The sequence below is a fragment of the Paenibacillus sp. FSL H3-0321 genome, assembly GCF_038002865.1.
In the GTDB taxonomy this organism is placed as follows: domain Bacteria; phylum Bacillota; class Bacilli; order Paenibacillales; family Paenibacillaceae; genus Paenibacillus_AQ.
The window spans coordinates 4735398-4754681 of sequence record NZ_JBBODH010000001.1 but is presented as its reverse complement, the minus strand read 5'-3'; the positions used below and the strand labels follow the sequence as shown (position 1 = coordinate 4754681).

At 47.9% G+C, this 19284-nt stretch carries 29 protein-coding genes; all 29 read right to left on the bottom strand.

Annotated elements, in window-relative coordinates; all coding sequences use genetic code 11:
• Window positions 1-10: 10 nt before the first annotated feature.
• Window positions 11-1033 carry a DUF3383 family protein gene (locus MHI45_RS21215; RefSeq protein ID WP_445667507.1) on the bottom strand — a complete coding sequence of 341 codons (1023 nt, stop codon included), beginning with the start codon at window positions 1031-1033 and terminating at the stop codon, window positions 11-13.
• The gene (locus MHI45_RS21210; protein ID WP_341119388.1) at window positions 1023-1520 is read right to left on the bottom strand and encodes a phage neck terminator protein; all 498 of its coding nucleotides are present in this window, start codon (window positions 1518-1520) and stop codon (window positions 1023-1025) included. Before MHI45_RS21210 ends, MHI45_RS21215 begins: the two co-directional genes overlap by 11 nt.
• Window positions 1507-1857: a hypothetical protein gene (locus tag MHI45_RS21205; protein WP_341119387.1), complete on the bottom strand. Its 351-nt coding sequence runs from the start codon at window positions 1855-1857 to the stop codon at window positions 1507-1509. The genes MHI45_RS21210 and MHI45_RS21205 overlap by 14 nt, the downstream gene beginning before the upstream one ends.
• 2 nt (window positions 1858-1859) lie before the next feature.
• Window positions 1860-2336: a hypothetical protein gene (locus tag MHI45_RS21200; RefSeq protein ID WP_341119386.1), complete on the bottom strand. Its 477-nt coding sequence runs from the start codon at window positions 2334-2336 to the stop codon at window positions 1860-1862.
• Between the two features lie 2 nt (window positions 2337-2338).
• On the bottom strand, window positions 2339-2890 hold the full coding sequence (locus MHI45_RS21195) for a phage gp6-like head-tail connector protein (RefSeq protein WP_341119385.1): 552 nt from the start codon (window positions 2888-2890) through the stop codon (window positions 2339-2341).
• On the bottom strand, window positions 2890-4062 hold the full coding sequence (locus tag MHI45_RS21190; protein ID WP_341119383.1) for a phage major capsid protein: 1173 nt from the start codon (window positions 4060-4062) through the stop codon (window positions 2890-2892). Before MHI45_RS21190 ends, MHI45_RS21195 begins: the two co-directional genes overlap by 1 nt.
• A 44-nt stretch (window positions 4063-4106) precedes the next feature.
• Complete coding sequence (locus MHI45_RS21185) at window positions 4107-4712, bottom strand: HK97 family phage prohead protease (RefSeq protein ID WP_341119382.1); 606 nt, start codon at window positions 4710-4712, stop codon at window positions 4107-4109.
• An 8-nt stretch (window positions 4713-4720) separates the two neighbouring features.
• Complete coding sequence (locus MHI45_RS21180; RefSeq protein ID WP_341119381.1) at window positions 4721-6001, bottom strand: phage portal protein; 1281 nt, start codon at window positions 5999-6001, stop codon at window positions 4721-4723.
• Between the two features lie 14 nt (window positions 6002-6015).
• Window positions 6016-7806 carry a terminase large subunit gene (locus MHI45_RS21175; RefSeq protein ID WP_341119380.1) on the bottom strand — a complete coding sequence of 597 codons (1791 nt, stop codon included), beginning with the start codon at window positions 7804-7806 and terminating at the stop codon, window positions 6016-6018.
• Window positions 7787-8272 (bottom strand): phage terminase small subunit P27 family, encoded by a 486-nt coding sequence (locus MHI45_RS21170; RefSeq protein WP_341119379.1) that lies wholly within the window; start codon window positions 8270-8272, stop codon window positions 7787-7789. The genes MHI45_RS21175 and MHI45_RS21170 overlap by 20 nt, the downstream gene beginning before the upstream one ends.
• 89 nt (window positions 8273-8361) lie before the next feature.
• A complete protein-coding gene (locus MHI45_RS21165) occupies window positions 8362-8631 on the bottom strand; it encodes a hypothetical protein (RefSeq protein ID WP_341119378.1) in 270 nt (89 codons plus the stop codon).
• On the bottom strand, window positions 8612-8983 hold the full coding sequence (locus MHI45_RS21160; protein WP_341119377.1) for an HNH endonuclease: 372 nt from the start codon (window positions 8981-8983) through the stop codon (window positions 8612-8614). Before MHI45_RS21160 ends, MHI45_RS21165 begins: the two co-directional genes overlap by 20 nt.
• Before the next feature lie 167 nt (window positions 8984-9150).
• Window positions 9151-9699 carry a site-specific integrase gene (locus MHI45_RS21155; RefSeq protein ID WP_341119376.1) on the bottom strand — a complete coding sequence of 183 codons (549 nt, stop codon included), beginning with the start codon at window positions 9697-9699 and terminating at the stop codon, window positions 9151-9153.
• 562 nt (window positions 9700-10261) lie between these two features.
• Entirely contained in the window at window positions 10262-10639 is a 378-nt protein-coding gene (locus MHI45_RS21150; RefSeq protein ID WP_341119375.1) for a hypothetical protein, read from the bottom strand.
• Window positions 10640-10736: 97 nt separating this feature from the next.
• The gene (locus tag MHI45_RS21145; RefSeq protein ID WP_341119374.1) at window positions 10737-10946 is read right to left on the bottom strand and encodes a hypothetical protein; all 210 of its coding nucleotides are present in this window, start codon (window positions 10944-10946) and stop codon (window positions 10737-10739) included.
• 267 nt (window positions 10947-11213) lie between these two features.
• Window positions 11214-11609 (bottom strand): ASCH domain-containing protein, encoded by a 396-nt coding sequence (locus MHI45_RS21140; protein WP_341119373.1) that lies wholly within the window; start codon window positions 11607-11609, stop codon window positions 11214-11216.
• Window positions 11610-11653: 44 nt separating this feature from the next.
• Window positions 11654-12160 (bottom strand): DUF1281 family ferredoxin-like fold protein, encoded by a 507-nt coding sequence (locus MHI45_RS21135; RefSeq protein WP_341119372.1) that lies wholly within the window; start codon window positions 12158-12160, stop codon window positions 11654-11656.
• A 71-nt stretch (window positions 12161-12231) separates the two neighbouring features.
• A complete protein-coding gene (locus tag MHI45_RS21130) occupies window positions 12232-12414 on the bottom strand; it encodes a hypothetical protein (protein WP_341119852.1) in 183 nt (60 codons plus the stop codon).
• 45 nt (window positions 12415-12459) lie between these two features.
• A complete protein-coding gene (locus MHI45_RS21125; RefSeq protein ID WP_341119371.1) occupies window positions 12460-12654 on the bottom strand; it encodes a hypothetical protein in 195 nt (64 codons plus the stop codon).
• Between the two features lie 98 nt (window positions 12655-12752).
• Window positions 12753-13430: a DUF2786 domain-containing protein gene (locus MHI45_RS21120; RefSeq protein WP_341119370.1), complete on the bottom strand. Its 678-nt coding sequence runs from the start codon at window positions 13428-13430 to the stop codon at window positions 12753-12755.
• An 89-nt stretch (window positions 13431-13519) separates the two neighbouring features.
• Window positions 13520-14866, bottom strand: coding sequence for a replicative DNA helicase (gene dnaB / locus MHI45_RS21115; RefSeq protein WP_341119369.1), 1347 nt, complete (start codon window positions 14864-14866; stop codon window positions 13520-13522).
• Window positions 14829-15182, bottom strand: a complete 354-nt coding sequence (locus MHI45_RS21110) for a hypothetical protein (protein WP_341119368.1) — start codon at window positions 15180-15182, stop codon at window positions 14829-14831. Before MHI45_RS21110 ends, dnaB begins: the two co-directional genes overlap by 38 nt.
• Window positions 15160-16197, bottom strand: coding sequence for a hypothetical protein (locus MHI45_RS21105; RefSeq protein WP_341119367.1), 1038 nt, complete (start codon window positions 16195-16197; stop codon window positions 15160-15162). The genes MHI45_RS21110 and MHI45_RS21105 overlap by 23 nt, the downstream gene beginning before the upstream one ends.
• 220 nt (window positions 16198-16417) lie before the next feature.
• On the bottom strand, window positions 16418-16720 hold the full coding sequence (locus tag MHI45_RS21100) for a hypothetical protein (RefSeq protein ID WP_341119366.1): 303 nt from the start codon (window positions 16718-16720) through the stop codon (window positions 16418-16420).
• Window positions 16721-16836: 116 nt separating this feature from the next.
• Window positions 16837-17751, bottom strand: coding sequence for a hypothetical protein (locus tag MHI45_RS21095; protein ID WP_341119365.1), 915 nt, complete (start codon window positions 17749-17751; stop codon window positions 16837-16839).
• Window positions 17748-18017, bottom strand: coding sequence for a hypothetical protein (locus MHI45_RS21090; RefSeq protein ID WP_341119364.1), 270 nt, complete (start codon window positions 18015-18017; stop codon window positions 17748-17750). Before MHI45_RS21090 ends, MHI45_RS21095 begins: the two co-directional genes overlap by 4 nt.
• A gap of 9 nt (window positions 18018-18026) precedes the next feature.
• Entirely contained in the window at window positions 18027-18542 is a 516-nt protein-coding gene (locus MHI45_RS21085; protein ID WP_341119363.1) for a helix-turn-helix domain-containing protein, read from the bottom strand.
• 111 nt (window positions 18543-18653) lie between these two features.
• Window positions 18654-18893: a hypothetical protein gene (locus MHI45_RS21080; RefSeq protein WP_341119362.1), complete on the bottom strand. Its 240-nt coding sequence runs from the start codon at window positions 18891-18893 to the stop codon at window positions 18654-18656.
• Window positions 18894-19124, bottom strand: a complete 231-nt coding sequence (locus MHI45_RS21075) for a helix-turn-helix transcriptional regulator (protein WP_341119361.1) — start codon at window positions 19122-19124, stop codon at window positions 18894-18896.
• Window positions 19125-19284 lie beyond the last annotated feature (160 nt).

The following is a 19284-nucleotide window of genomic DNA, read 5'->3' as shown; positions in this document are numbered from 1 at the left end:
TCCTCCTTATTTACACAAATTTAATGGTACCGCGAATGGCGGCGGTGTGAATCGCTCCGGCCAGAACAAAATCAAACTGACCATCCGGGTAATTCCGGGCAGCTACCTGAGCCGGATCAACCTGGCTGCGCGGCGGGAACGTAGTATGATACAGCGCCACGCCGTCGTCGTCGGATGCAATCATGCCCTGCAGGTAAGACCGCTGCAACACCGTGCGCACCGCACTCTCGATCTGCGCAATACCTACGTTGTCGTAGTTGATCTTTTGCATGGCGTGCTGTGCTTGGTTAAACAGATCCTGCACGGCAAACTGAATGGAGTCCACGACGTAATCCTGGCTATGAATAAAGTCGATAAACTTCCCGCTGACCGCCTTACCTTCACTGGTGACGTTTGTCCCGGCCTTGGTGACGTAGGTGTTAGCCCCCAGCGCATGGATTGCATTAAGCTCTGTAACGTCAATGTCCATCGGTGTAATTCCGACCAGCGTCCAGCCCTTCCATGTCACGCTACCTACCGGCAGACTACCGACAGCCCCCACCCAAGCCGCTTCAGGGTAATTATTGACCGTGGTGTGATAGATTACCTCTGTGCGGTCATAGTTTTTAGCCTTGATGGTCGCCAAGTCCGCTTTGCTACTGGTCCGGGCAAAAAATTGCCGGGAATTATCGGCCTCCACGGCGTCAGCAATCAAGGTCAAATCTTCCACTGTGGTTGTGGTGGTGACAAGAAAGTGCCAGTCCTTGAGAAACAGAGTCGGCAGCATATCCGCCAGCGTTACTGGTGTTGTTCCAGTCTTGCGGGCCACGATAGCAATCTCAGCAGGTGGGTTTTTTTGGGCAAAAAGAGCAAATGCCGCCTTATACTCTTCTGTGCTAACCTCATAATCGGTCTTTACTGCCTCAATATCCGCGTAATTTTTGAAATCCTTGCCTGCCGTACTCGCCCCGAGAATCAAGGGCTTGCCGAATCCACCCAAGATAGGCGTCGGCTTTTGCACGGCAATGGTTACTGTAACGTCGCTAATCGACAAAATAATCACTCCTTTGTATTGGTGCTGTTTCAATCCAGCCGGACAGGTCGGTAATCACAAGGTCGGTGGCGCGGAAATCAACGTCGAAGCCCTGCCGCCGTTCCCACTCTTCCCCGATATTAATGTCTCGGTTCTGAACTTCTCCGATCTCGATAACAATTACATCCAGCGTGTTTTTCAAAAGCTCTCGACCAGCTGTTTTAAACCAATCCCGGGCAAGCATGGCATTCTGAATGCTGTCCTCCGTCGCATCGGCGTACGAATTAAAAGAGACGGTAAATGTCACCGTCTCCCGCCTGTATTGCTGGCTATTATGCTGAGTAATGACCGGCTGCCCTACCGCACCACCGAAGCCATCCCGGAAATCGTAGGTCAGGAAGCTACCCACCGGCATTTTACCGCCGCCGCTCATCTCGATCACCTGAATATTCAGGGCAGCCTTCAGACCGCGAGCTATCGCGGACCGGATCGCTTTAAATGGGAGCATTGGCGACCACCTTCCGCAAAATATACTGATTGATATCGCTGTACTCTCGTTCGGTTTCCTCGGCCACTCGGTACTGTACGCCCTGGTGTTCTACGATATCGTCTATATCGTGGGCGTACAGCGTGAATAGTCTCCGGTCTGACTCCGTATAATCCCCACCTTCTGCGGCCCGTAGGCGGGCGCTCAGGGGCTGCACGCTGCCGCGCAGGGGTAGGCGTATCGACTCGCCGTTTACCCAAACGCCATCCTCATCGTAGTATCCACCGGAATCTTCCCGCAGCAGCGCATAAGACCGAAAATACTTGCGGACCGCACCAGCGAATCTAAAATTCTGCATTCTTACTGCCCCCTTGGCACAATGTCGTAAGTCAGCGAGTCTTTCAGCTCATCTTCCCGGTGCAGCAGCTTGCGCTTGCCCGACTTCCGGGCTGCATACCGGGCAGATAATGGCGGCTGCTTGATCCGCTCGAAATTCTTCTTCATGCGGTCCAGCCCCGTTTCGCCAATCTCCGCATAAAGAGAGGCCACAGATTTACGGCCGTGGGCAATCTCCGTCACCCCGGCCCGCACTAACTTGCCTATCGGGGTCTGCCCCTTCTTTTTGCCCGTCCCGATGAAGGAACGCGCCGGAATGTTCATCTTGATACTGCCGTATTCGTGGACGCCAGCAATCATTGCCAGCTCGGCGTCACCTTGCATACCGATACGGACCTTTTGCTCTGTTAAGGGGCGAAGCCGCTCGGCCAGCTGCCGCAGGTTATCCTCTCCGGTCACCTGTACTCCGACACGCCGCGCCCTTGCTCTTTGACTTGCCATGACTAAACCCACCTCCCAACATATGGCGAAACAAGAGATACCACGGTAGGCGGCAACCCTTCACCGTCAGCGCTGTAGTTTACAGAGATATCGCCCACCCGCTCTGCTGTCACACCAGGCGTGCGGAGCATGAATTGGGCATGGAAGATACAAGCCAATTCCAACACTTCCGGCAGCGTGCGCGGTTTTTCCGCTGTTGCATCACCGGGCAGTACATAACCAGCGGTGTACGTCACCTTGATATTGTGTTCTCCCGCAGGCCAGCCGGAAGGGCAGAATATTCGCCCTTCCTCCAGCAGCTCATACTCGCCTACAGGCTTTCCGGGAATAACTACTTCCTCGATACTCTCCACTGGATAATTCCGCAGGTTGATATATGAGGAACGGGAGTTTCCGCCGTGCCGCTCGGTGTAACTCTGCAACTTGAATGAACGCTTGCAGTAGTTTTCAATGACCTGAGAAGATGCTGCAATTTGGATCTGCAGCATCTCTTCTTCCAACGAATCACCTTGAACGCCCATCGCTTTCTTAAGACGGTCTACCGTGGTCAGCATTACGCCCCGGAAATGGTCAACTGACCATAAACAACGGCTTCATTATCGAAGAATGTAACATCTTCTCGCTCAATGGCGCGAACATCCGTAGAATTACGGCCAAAGGCTTTCCCGCCGACATTAGTCGAAGCAAGTGAAACTTGCTGGCGGTCAAAGAGGACAATCGCCTCTTTCAAATCACCGATGATAATAGGCGCCTTCTTTGTAGTGGTCCCGGTTGTAGGCAATAAGCGATTAGCAAAGACGACAACCGGCTTACCATAAAGCAATTTCTGCGTGGGCTGTGTCGGATTGGGCTGCAGCAGAGCTTTTCCATCAGAATCTTTCAATTGGTCAAGATAGTTGAAAGCATCCTGGTTGGTAAGGATGATTGCACCCAGACTGATAGACGGGTCAAGCGTTACGTTCAGGATTGTTTTAATTTCATCCAGCCCCGAAACAGCTACTTTAGTCAGAGTATCCAGCAGCTTCAAGATAAGCTTATTACGTGTAATGACGGACTTCTTGGCAATCCATTTCGCAAGATAGGCCATTAAATTCTGGTCTGTATCCTGCAGTAAGCTATTCGAAATTGGAAGGATGCCCCCCCGGTCTTTGATGTTATAAGTAACCGGAGTAAACTTGGGATTGTCCATATCGTCAAGGTCGGTCAGTTCCGTAATCTCGGTAAACTCAGTAATGTCGGCGTTTTTCTCAATTACGCGCGAACCGGAACGAGTGGTTACAGGTTCTACGGTTACGTAAGGTTCCAGCGAGACAAACTGACGTTTTCTTTCATTAATCATCGTTTGAATGTCCTGCGGAATAATAAGACCGCCGTCCTCACCACTTCCTCCACTCATACCGGCGCGGGTTTCTTCTGCTGAAGCATCCAGCAAGGCACGTTCTTCCGTGGATAAATTCCGCTTGCGCAGCTCCTTCAGGAAAGCGTTGCGGTACTGCTCTTGCTTTGGTGGTTTGTTATCCCGATGTTCCGGCTCTGCGGGTGGCGCAGTGTCGCCCGGCGTGTCCAGCTCACGCATTTCAACCATCAAATCAATCTGCGCCCGTAGCTCCGCTGCCGCATCTTTTGCCGCCCGAGCTTCTTCCATCTTCTTGCCCTCCATTAATGACCGGGCTTCTTCCAACTTTTCCGCCAGTTTCTGGCGCAATTCACGTTCTTTCGGGTCCATAGTGTACCTCCATTTGATATTTTGGCAAAACAAAAATCGACTCCTTAGCCGATAGCCAATAAGTCGATTTCAAGTAATAGCTTTTCTTTTTCAAATTTGCGCTGCTCTTTGGACGTAATGCCCAGTTTATCAATGCTGCGCTGATCCACTTCGCTGTCCAGGTATGCTGGGAAGGGAGTCGGTGATACTTCAAACAAATTGATATCTAGCAAGGTACGGATATAAACATCCTCTTCCTTTATATACTCCCAAGCGTCCCCGTTACTCCGAACATAGAAGCCGAAGCTCACACCGTCAACATCACCGCGCCGCACAGATTCATAGGCATCATTGCCCCATGTATTGTTTGGTAGATCAATTTCAAACGATAGGCCCACATCATCTTCCAGCAACCGCAGCGTCCCCGGCTTCGTCGATCCAAGAACAAAGTCACTCCGATGATTCCAAAAGGCCTTAATCACGTTCTCTTGCAGGCTGCGGGAGAATGCCCCCTTTGCTACACGCTCGTAGAACTCGCCCCAAATCAATTGGCTGCGCTGATTAAACTTGACGACATACCCGCCGATGGTCTGGGTCTGACTTTCGCCCTCGCCCTCCGTACTGCGCACCTCAATTTTAGCTGGCAAATAGCGAATAACCTTTTCACTCATTGTTGTTGTCACCCCCCTTCGTTCGAGGCATCTTTACTAAGGCCCGCTTTCAACATTTGATATTGGTCCATCTTCTCCAGGTTGACATAGTTCAGGCTGACAAAGTGCACGTCGCCTTTGTCGCCAATGTTGTCCCGCTCTTCCAGTTCCCGCACTTCGTTTATGGTGTAAGCGCCCATTGCAATCATTTCCTTGTAATAGGCTGCGCGGCTGGTGCTGTCTCCCCTCAATTCGCTAGACATGTTGAATTTGGTGTAATATTTCTTTCGCTCCGACTCCGTGAACAGCTTATAATCACATTCCTGTTCCCAATTCGTGGTGATAGGCTGTAGCGTACTCTTCACATACTCCAAAGATTGGTTTTCCATATTGCTGAACTTTACATCCGTCAGGCCCAGCTTATAGCCCGGCACCTTGTATATCTTGGCGGTCTCCATAATGCCGAATTTGCTGGTTTCAATAAATTGAGCATCATTCAGGGGCATGCCAAGGTTTTGATATTCCATCCCAGCATCCAGGATAGCTATCCGGTGCGCGTTGTTAAGTCCAGAATTCGCCTTCTGCCATTCGTCTCGCGTTTTATCCTTGGCCGGTTTATCCAAGGTACCATTCGGTATTTTCAGAATTCCCCGCGTGGCCGTACCATTGGCATAAAAGGAACCCAGGAACTTGCGCTGTGACTTCTGCACCCCCAGCTCCTCGCGGATAACGGAGATCGGGGTAATTCCCTTAAGACCACTTTTGCTGATGCTCTTAAAGTGGAGAACGTCAAAATGATTCAACTTCCGCATTTCCCCATTGGGCAGTGTCGTCACATACCAAACCTGACCAGTATCTTTATCGACCTGGACGTCTGTCTTCGATGGATCAAGAGGCCATAACCCTTTTGGAAATCCGTTATTGGGTCCGCTTGTCTCCCATTCAATATTTGCATAACCGTTGCCCCAGACCGTGACATGAACCTGCATCAGTTCCTTGAATGTGTACGCGCTCATGTATGGATTCGGACGAGATCCCAGCAGCCTAGAAACAGGGTGACTACTGTCACGTTCGATCCCCGCTCCGCGCTTTTTAAAAACCTGAATCGGCAGCTTACCGATGTCCCCGCCAAGGACGGAAGCACAGGTGTACACGTTGCTGTTTAGCAGCGCAGAATCTGCAGTTATCGTTTCCCCGCTGGCTGTGTTGGAGACACCAAAAAGATCAAGCAGCCACTGCGGGGGATTCAACAGACTGTCCTCCGAAGATCGCCGGTTCCACCAGCGCTGCACAAAGTTTCTTCGTTTCACATTTCACCTCCTTGCTAAAAGGAAAAGTCCTCGCTCATGATGTGATCATTCAGGTTAATGGTGGAGTCGCCCACCATTGCCCGGACCATGGCATTTATGATGGCCGCAAGCAAGTCAATCCGCTGACTGTCGTCCTTATGCTTCTTCGAAAGCTTAATATTTCCGTTGTTATCCGCAACTTCAACGGCATTAGACAAGCACCAAGTCAGCAATGGACTGCCGTCATGAACGATTAAGCCGCGTAGAATCAGCTCACGGAAGAACTTTGTCGGTTCTGAAAGAGTTTGAACGCCTTGCCGGATCTCAACGCGGTTGTACCCTTCCGCTTCTAAATCCTGTGTGAAATGCGTCGCGTTGTATGGATCATAGCAAACCTCTTCAATAAACCAGGATTCGTTCTGCTCCATTTGCTGAATATGAGATTTGATGAAGCTATAATCCACGACAGAGCCGGGTGTAAGTGTACACCACCCCTCTGCAGCCCACTGCCGATAAGGAACCCGGTCACTATGCTCATGCTTGGTAGCCGTTTCCTCCGGCATAAATCCGTGAGCCGTCACTGCATACCTCCCGTCTTCCAGCCGGAACACAAAGCCAGATCCGGTCAAGTCTGTCGTTTTGGATAAATCCAATCCGTTGCGGGTCGCATAACCGCGAACCAAATCTAAAAAAGCACTTCGCGACACGGCGAGTGCTTTCCATTTGTCCATAATGCCGGACATATATTTATTTTCACTATCCGCCTGCCAGAGATTTACCCGCTTTGTCAGCCATTCCCGGATTTTTTGTGGATCTCCTGAATTGAACGCTTCATCATGCTCAATTCGGATCTGCTTGAGTAATTCTGCTGAATATTCATTTTCTTCCTGAAGAATGGGATTTGCTTTCGGCCAGTTTTTTTCATCATGCGGATCATCTCCCTTGTCCAACTCCCGAATCATGGCAAAGTAAGATTCTATCATAGGACTTTCCCCGTCAAGCATTTTGCATAACGAATCATATTCCTTCTTGCAAGGGCTATTCTCGGCATCCTTTCCCGCGGTTGATATAATCTGCATTAAGGATTGCAGCCTCTTACCAAAACCTGAATAAGATACGTCTACAATTTCACTGGTAGGATGAGCATGCCATTCGTCAACTATAACAAGACAAGGCGCTCCTGAATCCTTATTCTTTGTATCCTTTGACAATGGCCGGAGCCATCCACCGCGTTTGGCATGCTCAATGTAGGTGCGTTTAATCCGTAAACGTTTTGAAATATCCGGGCTTTTTTCACCCATTCCTTTAGCATCCAGCCATACCCGCTTAGCCTGCTGCTTGTCGACTGCCGCACATTCCACTTCTGGGCTATCTTCATAACGCTTCAAATGTGGCATGCCGGGCGGATATACACAATCACCGCACATGCCGTATAAGGATAAACCCGACATTTCTGTGGATTTAACGTTTCCCCGCGCCCGAAGGTGTAACGCCTTAGTAATCCTCCGTTTTCCGCTATCCATATGCACCCAACCGTAAACAAAGCCTAGGTCGAACTTTTGGAAGGGCAGCAGCTTAATCAATTGTCCAGAGAACGGACCGCGAACATGACGGCAGCAACGCTCAAACCATTCAAAGATACGATCTGCCCGAGATTCATCGAAGACATACGGGAAGTTCGGCGTTGCCTGCCTCTGCAGATCGGATAAATGTCGCTTACATGCTTGCCGCTCACGCTTGCATGCCAAGCGCATCCCAGATACAACCTCACCAGCATAAAGATTTGTTGGATGGACGTCTTCCCAATCAATCGAAGAGTCCGGCATTTTCGTCTTCCTCCTGGTCCGCCGTCTTCTTTGCTAGTCGCGCACGTGCTTCCGCATTAAGCCCCAGCTTGTTGGAATAAGAAAGAATGAGACGGGAATAGCTCTGCGCCATTTTCACATAAGCGCTAACAACCATATTCCCTTGAGCATTTATTTCTGTATAGCCTTCGATGTCAATCAGCCGGTTCGCGTCCTGGTACTTCGCTACTGCATCGCAATAAGCGCCCAGCACATCTTCGTCCACCTTGTCCAGCACTTCGAATTCAGCCATGTCCTTAACCGTCTTCCGCCAGACCTTCCGGGCTTCGTCGTTCAGCCATCCGGGAATTTTAAGAGTCTGCTTTTTCTTTTTTCGTTCGAATTTTTTCGAAGCAGCTTCCCGGGCATTAACCTCGGATTCTGTCCAATGCTTGCCACCGCCTTTCTGTCCCACCCGCATGTGATTAAAATTAACAATATCTGACATACTTTCCGTACCTCCTTTTGAAACTTTCGCTGGGGACATTTTTTCACACAAGAGTCCGATGCGGTCTAATCTGATTCAAAAAATTTTTTTCAAAACCCGGGGGGTGTCAGACTGCCCGGAGAAATCACCGGACTATGCGTATTCATAAATTCAAATGGTTCGCATGTGGAGATTCGACCATTGCTTTTCTTGATGATCCAGTCTCTATTCTTGGCTCGCAATGGTCCTTCAGGTGTCGCAACAACCAGCATCCCATCGACAAACCCTGCGTCACCGCCTACAAAGCTTTCAATCTCACTGAAGTTGCCTTTAAACTGGACGGCTTCAACAAACACGCCATTACTGTAGAACCTGTTCACGCCCGAATCCTCCGTCCTCTCTGACCGTCTTCTCGTCATGGCAAGCCTTGCACAGCGCCTGCCAATTGTTGCGGTCCCAGAATAAATCCTTGTCGCCCTTATGCGGGATGATGTGGTCAACCACGGTAGCAGCAATCACTAGACCCGCATCCCTGCAATACACACACACCGGATGTTTCCGCAAGTAACCCAGCCGAGCTTTACGCCACTGACCGTCATAGCCGCGCTGTGCAGCCGTCCCACGGTATCTATCATAGCTATGCTTCTCTTGGGTATGGTCGGCACAGTAACGGCCCCTAGTGAGGTTCCTACAGCCCACACGGCTGCATGGCTTAAGTGGAGATTGTGCCATAATTAACCCCTTTTGCTGCTGCTGAATAACTGGTAAATACTGTGTGATCTAATTACACATATCTTACATTGTGTTAAACTCATTCACCTGTCATAAACCCTTGCTCTATAAGGCCTTTCAGCCTGTCCCAGAAATGAGTTTCACCTATCCTTAATATGAGTAACTGACTATGCTTTGTGGCGCTTCAAGGCCATGTCCATGCTGTCTTGTTCCATGCCAATATACCGAAGCGTGATCTTAGGAGAAGCATGGTTAAAGAAGTCCATCAGCATGCCGATATCCTTGTCCGTTGTCTCATTGTAGAAGATATAGCCAAATGTTTTCCTTAATGTATGACAGCCCATTTCGGAGAGACCGAATTCGTCACCAATAGAACGCATAACCTTGTATGCCATTTCGCGGGTAATCGCCCGATTCATTCCTTCTCTGCTTCTGATCAGAAATTCATTCGGTGGCTTCCCCTCTATATAAGACAACAATTCCTTCTTCAGTTCGGGAGCCATGAATATACGTTTCTGCTTATTGGTCTTCTTCTCTCTAATCGAGATGTGAGAACCCGATACATCCTTAACACGTAATCTCAAAATGTCACTGATCCGCAGGCCCGTATAAATACCCAGCAGGAACATTATGAAATCTCTAAGATTCTTATTCTTAAGATAATCCTTAATGTCTTGCAGCGTTTCCGGGTCACGAATCGGCTGAACAAAGTTCATTTGCTCTCACCGTCCGCCTTAATACAACCTGACGGTTTGGAACAGAACTGAGCTGCTGCTTCCCATTTCCCCCATATACAACCCTTGCAATTAACCGGCTGTTTCGGTTCTGGCGGTTCCCTAAGCCTCCTTATCTCATTCATTGCTTTTCCCCCAATATAAAAAGCCGCCCTTATAAAAGAGCGACTTTGAGTATTTACATTTATTTGCCATTTCCCGTATTTGCGCTGGCTTAATCACAACGCCAATATATCGCGCCCGGGTGGAGCGCGTTGAGAGCATCTTCAACTCTCATTCCCCGCACCATACCGCCGCGAACACCTACTTGCTACTTGTGCTACAGCTCCACTCCCTTTGCGTCTTGCGCTTGTCAAAGGTGTTTCATCACTGATTCAGCATGGCCGAGTCCTGCTGGGGTAAGGGGTAGCAGGGACACCCGGGAATAATAAAGCAAATTCCCTATGTCCCTACTTTAAATCCAAAATACAGACGCTTTGCGGACGCAAAACAGACCCTAAACAGACAGTCAACAGACGCAATACAGACAGAATACAGACACGTTTTACATGATGCCGAGCATCTTCAGCGTTGAGGCTACCATTCCGATTCCTTCCAGTATCTTTCGATCTAAGGACCGTTCGGAAAATGAGTGCCATTTTACAACTGCTGCCTTTCGTGGGTAAAAATTAAGGAAGCGATATTTCATAATATCTCTGATTTCTCTATTTTTAATAGCTTCGATTGCTAGCACTATATTATGAATCGCCGGTTCCCATTCCCGCAGCAGTTTTTCTTCAGCAGCCGAACGAACTTCTCTCTCTTTAAGACCGTCAACAATATCGACCATTGTAGAGTATTCTTCAAGCAGGATTCTGGTTCTATCGACGTCCGATTTATCCGCGCTGGGAAACAATTCCCCTTGCTCCCATGCCATTGCCATTCCCCTCAATCCCCTTTGTGTTATAATGGGTTGAGGTAGAAATACTGTTCATTGACCCCCGGCCCCGGCCAAGGATTAGGGGGTCTTTTCATGTTCATTAAGCATACTTTTGACCTCGCGGAATCTTGCCGTCTTCATCCAGTACAAGATCGCTAATTATAATCGCTGATGATTCCGGGATGTAAATCCCCTTGAATTCCCCGAATGTTATGCTGTATCCGCTGCGTTCACGCTGCGCCCGGAAGGAAACCCCGGAAACGATGCAGCCAGCCGGTGAATTGACATTTTTCACTGTCTTGATGATCACCCTTATGCCTCCTTTCTCCGATTTTCGAATATATTTGCTGTCTTCGGCACCGATACCCACTCAAACCCTCTATTATCACCTCCCGGATCTTCCATCAGGTAGGAATACCCCTTTGGAACAAAGTCGCCAGTATGAATCCGCAAATCTCCGAATGCTGTTTTTACTATTTGATGCTGAGCCAATTCGGAACGAGAGCACACACATAACTGCATACGTTCGATTTTCCTGCCTCTGCGGATTACCCTACTTAATGCCATATTGATCATGTTAACCGCCTGTGGATGGATTGGGGATAAGGTACTCATTTAGATTAACTCCCTCCGGCAACCTCACCCATACCACTGCCCCTTGTGGGTGATTGTATTTTATCGGCTCAGGGAAAACTTGTATTTCCTCCAACACCCAAGCGTACAGTTCTCTATAATGCTTAACTAAATTTGATTCACTGGCTGGAATGCAATGCTTATGGCGACTTTTCGCAAAATCCTCTGATGAAAGTTTTATACAGTCCACTAATTGCGCTGTACCATAAACCAGACCACTACCACTTTTAACAATTGCTATTGTGCCGCGTTTGTAAGTTATCCGGCTGCGAATTTCCCAAGTTTTCCGTCCAGATAGAATCAAGTCAGCCCATTTGGGTTTTATGACCAGACCATCCATGCAGTATTTCCCTCCTTATTACATAGTTTGTGTCGAACTGCGCATTAATCTTCTCCGATGTAATTTCCTTCCTCATCGTAGTAATCAGGGCGCTCCTTCACATTATCAAACACCCATTTATTTGCCGCTGGCGTCCCTTTTTCCGGGAGAGAGTAGATCAAGGTTCCGAGTCGGTCAATCTTCAAGTGTCCAAAATTATACCCGGTGTCCTCATCAGCGTATTTAAAGTCAAAAGAGAAATCAGGGAATTTCTGAGCCAGTTCTTCAATAACGGGCATTGGTGCGTTCCAAGCTGTTTCAAACTTAATGCCTTGTTCCTGGCTTTCAATCTCATAGGCGTTCCATTTCGTTCCCCAATTTTTAATGCTCCACTCATACCAAGGCGGTGAAATTCCTGGCGTTCCGAATGATTCCTCGATTTCCTTTGGCATCGGAATAAGCGAGTTGAAGTCGAACAGTGTGTCGTCTGTTTTAACATAATCCAAGACTTCCTTTACCGATCTTCCTTCAGGAGCAGTAATTGTAATGATATTGGTAATATGGTTAGGCATCGTATGCCCTCCTTAGTTTTTAATTTCGATATATGCGTCTATTGCTCAGTGTCTTCGTACTGCGATACAAATTACAGTTCAACTTCGCATGTAGCCCCTTTAAAAACCGTTGCATAGTGTTCGCTAGTGTAATGACCTCTCAATTCTTGACCTACTACCAATTCAACCTCTCCAACAGTTTTAAACTTCTGTGTTAAATGCGCCTTTACTATTTGCTCGATTTCTTTTGGTGTTAATGTAATTTGCATCTTCACTTTTCATCACCCTTTCGTTATGTCGTAGTATGCGTCTACCGTTCTTTATTTGGTCAAGCCTTTCACAACTAAAACGATAAGAAGAATAAATACGGCGAAGGAGATGGGACCATACAACGGCAGTAGTACAACCCCCCATTTCCAATCAATAACTTCCGTCAGTTTCAATATAATGAAGACAATCCCCAGCAGGCCGAAGAAACCAACTCCCCCGTTTGCCTTGTTGTTTTTATCACTCACGTTCAGTTCATCCTTTCAGGAATATTTTTTGTCTATCGCTCCTTACCACTCGTTACGACCTGCTACAATCGCCATTTCTTCCAGTGTCAGTTCCACATCTACCCGATCATTTTCCCAACCGGATTATTAAAATCTCGACCGTCTTTGTACCCTTGTGCATGAGCTGCACTGTCTCCTAAAGCAGACACGTTAATCGGTTTACCCGTTTTCCAATTCGCCTTTTCGTGATACTGAACTACTGCGTCATGCTTTACCAGTACCAAAGATAGGCATTCTGACTCTATTTGTTCCTTGAATTTTTCACGCAATCCCTCAAGAAATCCAGTAATATAGTCATTCTTTAACATATTGGTCTGCCGTCGTGAACCGAAGTAGTAGCGGCGTGACTTCAAATATTCGCTTGAATGATGTTTAATTGCATTTTCAGCAAATAAATATATCTCCTTTGCTATTTCAACATCTTCAGGAAGCCCGAGAAAACCGACATATGAGCCATTGGCATAAAATGAATAGCAACGAAAGTTATCGGCGACAATTAGCGTCAGCTTGCGGTGCCACCATTCAATTCTATTTCTGCGAATTTTACCTTCCAGTGCTTCCGGTTGTTTTTGTTCAGTAGAACCAATATCAGAAGCAGTTAAGCCGTGTTTAGCCATCAAGCGTTGAGCGAGTAAAATCGCAGCCTGAGCTTCATCTGCATTTGAATTTCCATTTGCCAACTTTAGGGCTTTTTGAATTTTTCTAATTGCTGAATCCATATAATCCATCCCTTTCATGGTTAACTGCTCCGCCTCAAATCTGCAGCACGGACAGCGGTAAAAGTCCTCCCGGATCTCCACCATCCCGGCACAACACTCCAGCAAGATCATGAGGCGTGCGCCCGTCCATAATTGACGAACTTGTTAAACTGCTTAAGGAATACCAGTTCAACGGTTCCTACCGGGCCATTACGCTGCTTGGAAATGATAATTTCGATGATGTTCTTTTTCTCAGAATCGGCGTTGTAGTAATCATCCCGGTAAAGGAAGGCAACAATATCGGCGTCCTGTTCGATGGAACCGGATTCCCGAAGGTCACTCATCATAGGACGCTTGTCCTGACGCTGCTCGACGCCCCGGCTGAGCTGGGACAATGCAATAACCGGAACGTCAAGTTCACGGGCTATTTGTTTGAGCGTCCGCGATATTTCGGAAACTTCCTGCTGCCTATTCTCGCTGCCGCGACCAGCAATGAGTTGCAAATAGTCAATGACGATCAGGCCAAGACCTCTTTCCTTTTTCAATCTCCGGCACTTTGCCCGAATCTCATGTACTGTTATGACTCCTGTATCATCAATAAAAATGTCCGATTCTCCCAGTATTCCAGCCGCAGTAGCTAACCGGGTCCAATCATCTTCCCGCATGGCTCCAGACCGCAGTGTTCCGGCATCTAAATTCACTTCCGCGCTAACCATACGCTGTACAAGCTGCGGCGCGGACATTTCAAGACTGAAAACCGCGACTGTTTCCTTGGAACGAACAGCCACATTCTGCGCGATGTTTAAAGCAAAGGCCGTTTTCCCGACCGATGGCCGAGCCGCAACAATAATCAAGTCACCGTTCTGAAACCCTGTGGTCATTTGGTCTAAGTCCGTGTAACCCGTATGAATTCCCGTAATCTCGCCGTTTATGACGCTTTCTGCCTTTTCCGCAGTGTTTTCAACGACTTCTATAACTACATCTTTGATAGATCTGAAATCAGCCTTAGAGGATGCTTGATCCGAAAGAAGTGCAGAATCATTCAGCATGCTGCTGACAACCAGTCCGGCGTCGTCGCTATCATAAGCGAGCTGCATCTGCCGTTCGGCGGCAAAGATGGCTTTTCGTAAAGTATGCTTGTCCTCAAGGTCGCCGATGTAATAGCCAACATTGGCCGCAGTAGGTACAGCATGAGCCAACTTAGCCAGATAGCTAACACCACCGACTTTCTCAAGCTGCTTCATGCCGTTCAATTCATTCACAAGCGCGGGAAGCTCAATGGGACTCCCGACTTTGTACAGATTGAGAATGGCCTTAAATATCTGCTGGTGTGCCGGATTAAAGAATACTGCAGGCTCCAGCAAAGATGCACTATCTGCGGCATCCCCTGACTTGTCGATGAGAACAGCACCCAGTACCGTTGCTTCAGAAGCCTGGCTATTTGGTAGGACGCGAGTTGATTCCGAGCTTTGCATAAAGGGCCTCCTTATATCCTGCAGGTGGCAATACCACATCTGCGCGATTGTTTTGTCTTTCAGCCAGCAGGTGCGCGGCCTCTACTTTGCTACGAAAATCCTCTTTCATATCTCCCTGTCCACCGCGTATCTGAGCGATTTTCGGGGGCCAAGAGTTTGTTAAAATGTGCTGCCGCACGTTCTCGACGGCCTTGTCAAAAGGGAAGTCCTTCAAAGCTTCGTAAAGCCGGGTAACCTCCTGGTCACTGGTGTCGATCTGGTGTGTATATTCCTGTTTGAGCTTAATCAGCAGGTCAATGACTTGTGCTCTTCTCAAACTCCTTGGCCTCCTTTGCACGGCGCTGCAGGTCTTCAAGTTCCTGCTGCTGCTTAGTTTTGCGCGGCGGCTCTGACTGAGCTGCCTGAGTTTTAGGCTTTCTAGAAGGCTTGCTGACTACCTGGGACTTTCTCCAAGCTTCCTTAATGCCTTTTTCGTAATAAGCAAAGCTGTTTGGCTGCTCAAAAGGATCACCGTCTCGGGCTTGCTTTGCCTGCTTCGCCTTAAACATGGTTTTCATAGTTTGGATGGTAAAAGGGGCTGAAATCCCTCCGGCGACCATCTGACCCATGGCATGTCGTTCAGCAGTAGAAACGTGTATGTCAAATTTTGAGTGCATTTTGCAATAAGCGTCTAAGATGGCAAGATAGCCATCGTCGGCGGGTGGGTTTTGATTCGGTTCTTCTTCCCACCACTCTTTTTCTAATTTAGTAATAGTAGTAGTAGTAATAATATCTTTTGCATCGGACATTTTTGTCTGATCACTACCCAATTCCGGCCCATGATCGGACATTTCTGTCTGATCACTATCGCTGTGAACGGACAAATATGTCTGATCACCTTCACAGTGAACGGACAAATATGTCTGATCACTGTCATTGTGATCGGATATTTCTGTCTGATCACTTTCAAAATGAACGGACATTTTTGTCTGATCGCTTTCCGGTGAACGGACATTTTTGTCCGATCTCTTCAAAAGCCCTTTTTTCGAATGTTTGACCTTGATAATCAAACCCCGGGGCGCTCTGGTGATATGAAGGTATCCATGATCCTGCAGATCACTGATCCACCTACTGACTGTTTTGTCTTTTACCCCGAAGTTCGCGCCGATTTCAGATAGTTTCATCGGCTTGCCACCAAGGACAATCCCCCAAACGGTTCCATCGTCTTCGACTTCGGCGGTAGTGGAGCTAATGCACCAGACAAATAGCCATAATGCTGAGCCGATTTTTTTACAGTGATCCGGCGTCAGCAGCCCCGAGAACATTGGAAAGGAAAAGCTATCTGCGGGCATATTTTCACCTCTGCTGCCTTATCATCGTTTGCCCTTCTTTGTCAGGGGCCGCTTTAATATCTCAGTCACATCCGTTCGGAGGATAAAGGCTAAATTACCATCTTCCTGCCGGAGCTTAGCCCAAGTTCGAGCTAAACCCCATGTATCTGTGATCTCGCCGGACAGGCCGCAGCTTGTCCGCACTGTATCTCCTTTGAGTACGAGCATCATTGCCGCCCCCTTACATCGCGTAACGCATGCGTAGGGCTGTAATGAGGATATCTGCATCCTTGTCGTTTAAGCGGTCTGCATCAGACATATCAAACTTGACACGGCCATTAAAGATATAAAGCGCAGCGTAAAGCATGAACTTCTCCGATAGACTCCAATCTTTTGAAGCTTCCAGCAGTGCCTCCACATGAACAGTCAACTCTTCAAAATCAACAAATTCCGGCTTCAAAAATTGCTTAAGCTTGTTATGATGTGTAAAAATGTAAAGCAGCCCCCGCCAGTAACGATCCTGAAGTAAATGTTCAGGTATCATAATGCCATTCCCCCTTCGAGATTGATTTGTGATGCGTCGGCCGCATCTTGGAATCCCGGACGGAGGAAAGGTTATTTCTAAGGTCCGACATTCCAAGAGGGGGCCGAAGCCCTACCCTATTTACTTTCTGAATCAATTGCTTTGCCGCTCTTTGGCTTGGCAACTGGACTATTGGCCTTCACCTGCTTACTCTCTGCAAGCTGCTGACGGAGTTTATCCATGTCTGCGTAAAGCTTCCGCTGCTCCGCATTGTTCACTTCACGTTCAACGTTAAGCTGATCCTGAAGTTGACGGCGCTCTGCAAGCAAAGCCTTTTCCTGTTCAAGCTCAGCTCGGGCCTTAATATCCTCAATCTCGCGTTGATGCCGGACCGCTGAATCCTGAGAAAGTTCCTCGCGGCGGTGAATCTCACGTTCGTGTTCTACTGTCAGGGCCTCAATCTCCAGCGCCTGACTATCGGTTAACCGGGTTAACTCGGTTAACCGATAGTCAGGCGCCTTTGCTTGGTTAACTGCGTCTTGTTGATCGGCGACAAGCGCGGAGAGTGAATCAATCCGAACCTTGTATTCTGAAATCAATTGTTCCCCACGCTCGTTGGCTTGCTGGAGCTGCTGCACATGCTTTTCCAGATCCCCAATTTGCTTACGCTGCTCAGTCCCGGCTTGCGCTTCTTTCTTCAACTGGTCATTAAGCCCCCGAATTTCATCCTGCTGGGCTGTAAGCTCATTTGATACATCGGCAAGCCGGGCAGCATGACCTTCGCTCAAATCAGCACGTAAGTGGCTCTCGGTTTGAATCATGGAGAGGAACAGTTCCGTCATTCTGCGGGAGTGAAGCGCCATTTCGTCGAGCTGTTTGGAATACCCGGCATACTCCCCGTTCTTCAACTGTTCCATTTCATAGAGTGAAGTCATATGGAGCAGAAATTCCTCTTGCTCGGCAAAACCAGATTCAGCAAACAAATCATCAATAAATTTCTTGTTAGCCGACGATACCTTGAATCCCTTAACTGTTTTTTTATCATCACTCATAGCCGTGCCTCCTTGCGTTTAGGCTGATCTACGGTTAAAATGGACACAACGAGACTCATAATCCGCGTTCTCAACTGCGACTGCCCTGACCGGCGGTCGTTTTTCATTTCCATTTTTGCTATGCGGATCATGGTATTTAGGTAAACCTCAGCGTCCCATGCTTTCCCCGGCAACAACTTATCCGGCTGCTTGCGGATCACCCGCAAATTATGCTTCGCTGTCTTCCCGGCAGCTCTCGCTTCGGCAACCATTGCTTTTCTTTCCATCCTTCTACCTCATTTCACATAGTTTTTTGCTTTAAGCTCGGCCCGATGCTCTGTCCAAAGGGCTATGTATGAGAATTCATATTTACAGCAAAGTGCAGCTGTATTATGTGTGAGTGCCGTAATTGCCTCGATCTGCTCCATAAGACCGCTCTTGATAAGCTCCCGGTCGCTGGATGTCAATTGTTCAAGGCTCTTTGTGATCGGAAGCCTTAGTAATGCCTGCAATGCCTCCTGAATTTCTTCGATGGTTTTGATGTGGGTTGAGCTGGGATGAAGATCGGCGTTATCCAGCCATGGAACTGAAGCGCCCCCTGTTACCTCTGCCGCAGCTGCAAGCACCAGCTGCGGATCATCATAATGTTGTACCGCTGCCCTCATAACCGGTTCAGATGCCTTGCGGCTCCCTTTTACGATCTTCCCAATCTGCGAACCATCCACATGTGCGGCCCTTCCTGCTTGGGCTAAGGTGTCACCTCGCTGTTTCATAGCTTCTTTAAGTGCTGACGGAAAATGTCCAACTGCCATATCAAATCCTCCTATGTTTGTCCAAATATAGGGAATGCTTTTGGACAGAGGCATGATGTATGATTATGTCAAGCAATTCCCCTTGCCCACCATTCCCGGCCGCCGCAGAAGTCAAAGTGCGGCGGTCTTTTCATTACTAGAAGCTTTGAAGTTTTCTCTAAACCAACTAAGAAAATCGCCCCAAATGATGCGTTTCTGTCGCTCACCGCCTAAGTCATATACTGGGCAGCCCTTTATAGAAACAATGTCATATACTTGGTCCTTAGATACCTTCAATCGTTTTGCTAGTTCAGGAACGGTTATCACGTCTGTTTCTGAGAAAGGGATCGCAACTGATGTTTGATTATTCATTTAAATCGCCTCTTTCGTTGCTAATTGTTCCTTAAAGGAACATTCGTCCTTAAAAAAATTTTCCCACGGGAACTTAAGAACACTAGCAATAGCCTTTGCAGCTGGAACAGCAGGAGTTTTAGTGCCACTTTCAATATTTGTATAATAACTCCGCGAGATACCCGCCTCATCTGCTACCTGCTCATGAGTTTTTCCCGTTGTTTCGCGGAGTTCTTTTAACCAAATCCTCATTTAGTATCACCTCCAATGTTCCTTTAAGTAACTTTGTAATTCGATTATATGTTACTAAAAGAAACATGTCAATCATATTTGTTTCTTTTAGTAACATATGTTTCAAGTTTCTTTCAGGAACATTATAATGGGTATATCTTGTATAGTTGGAGTTGTGTAC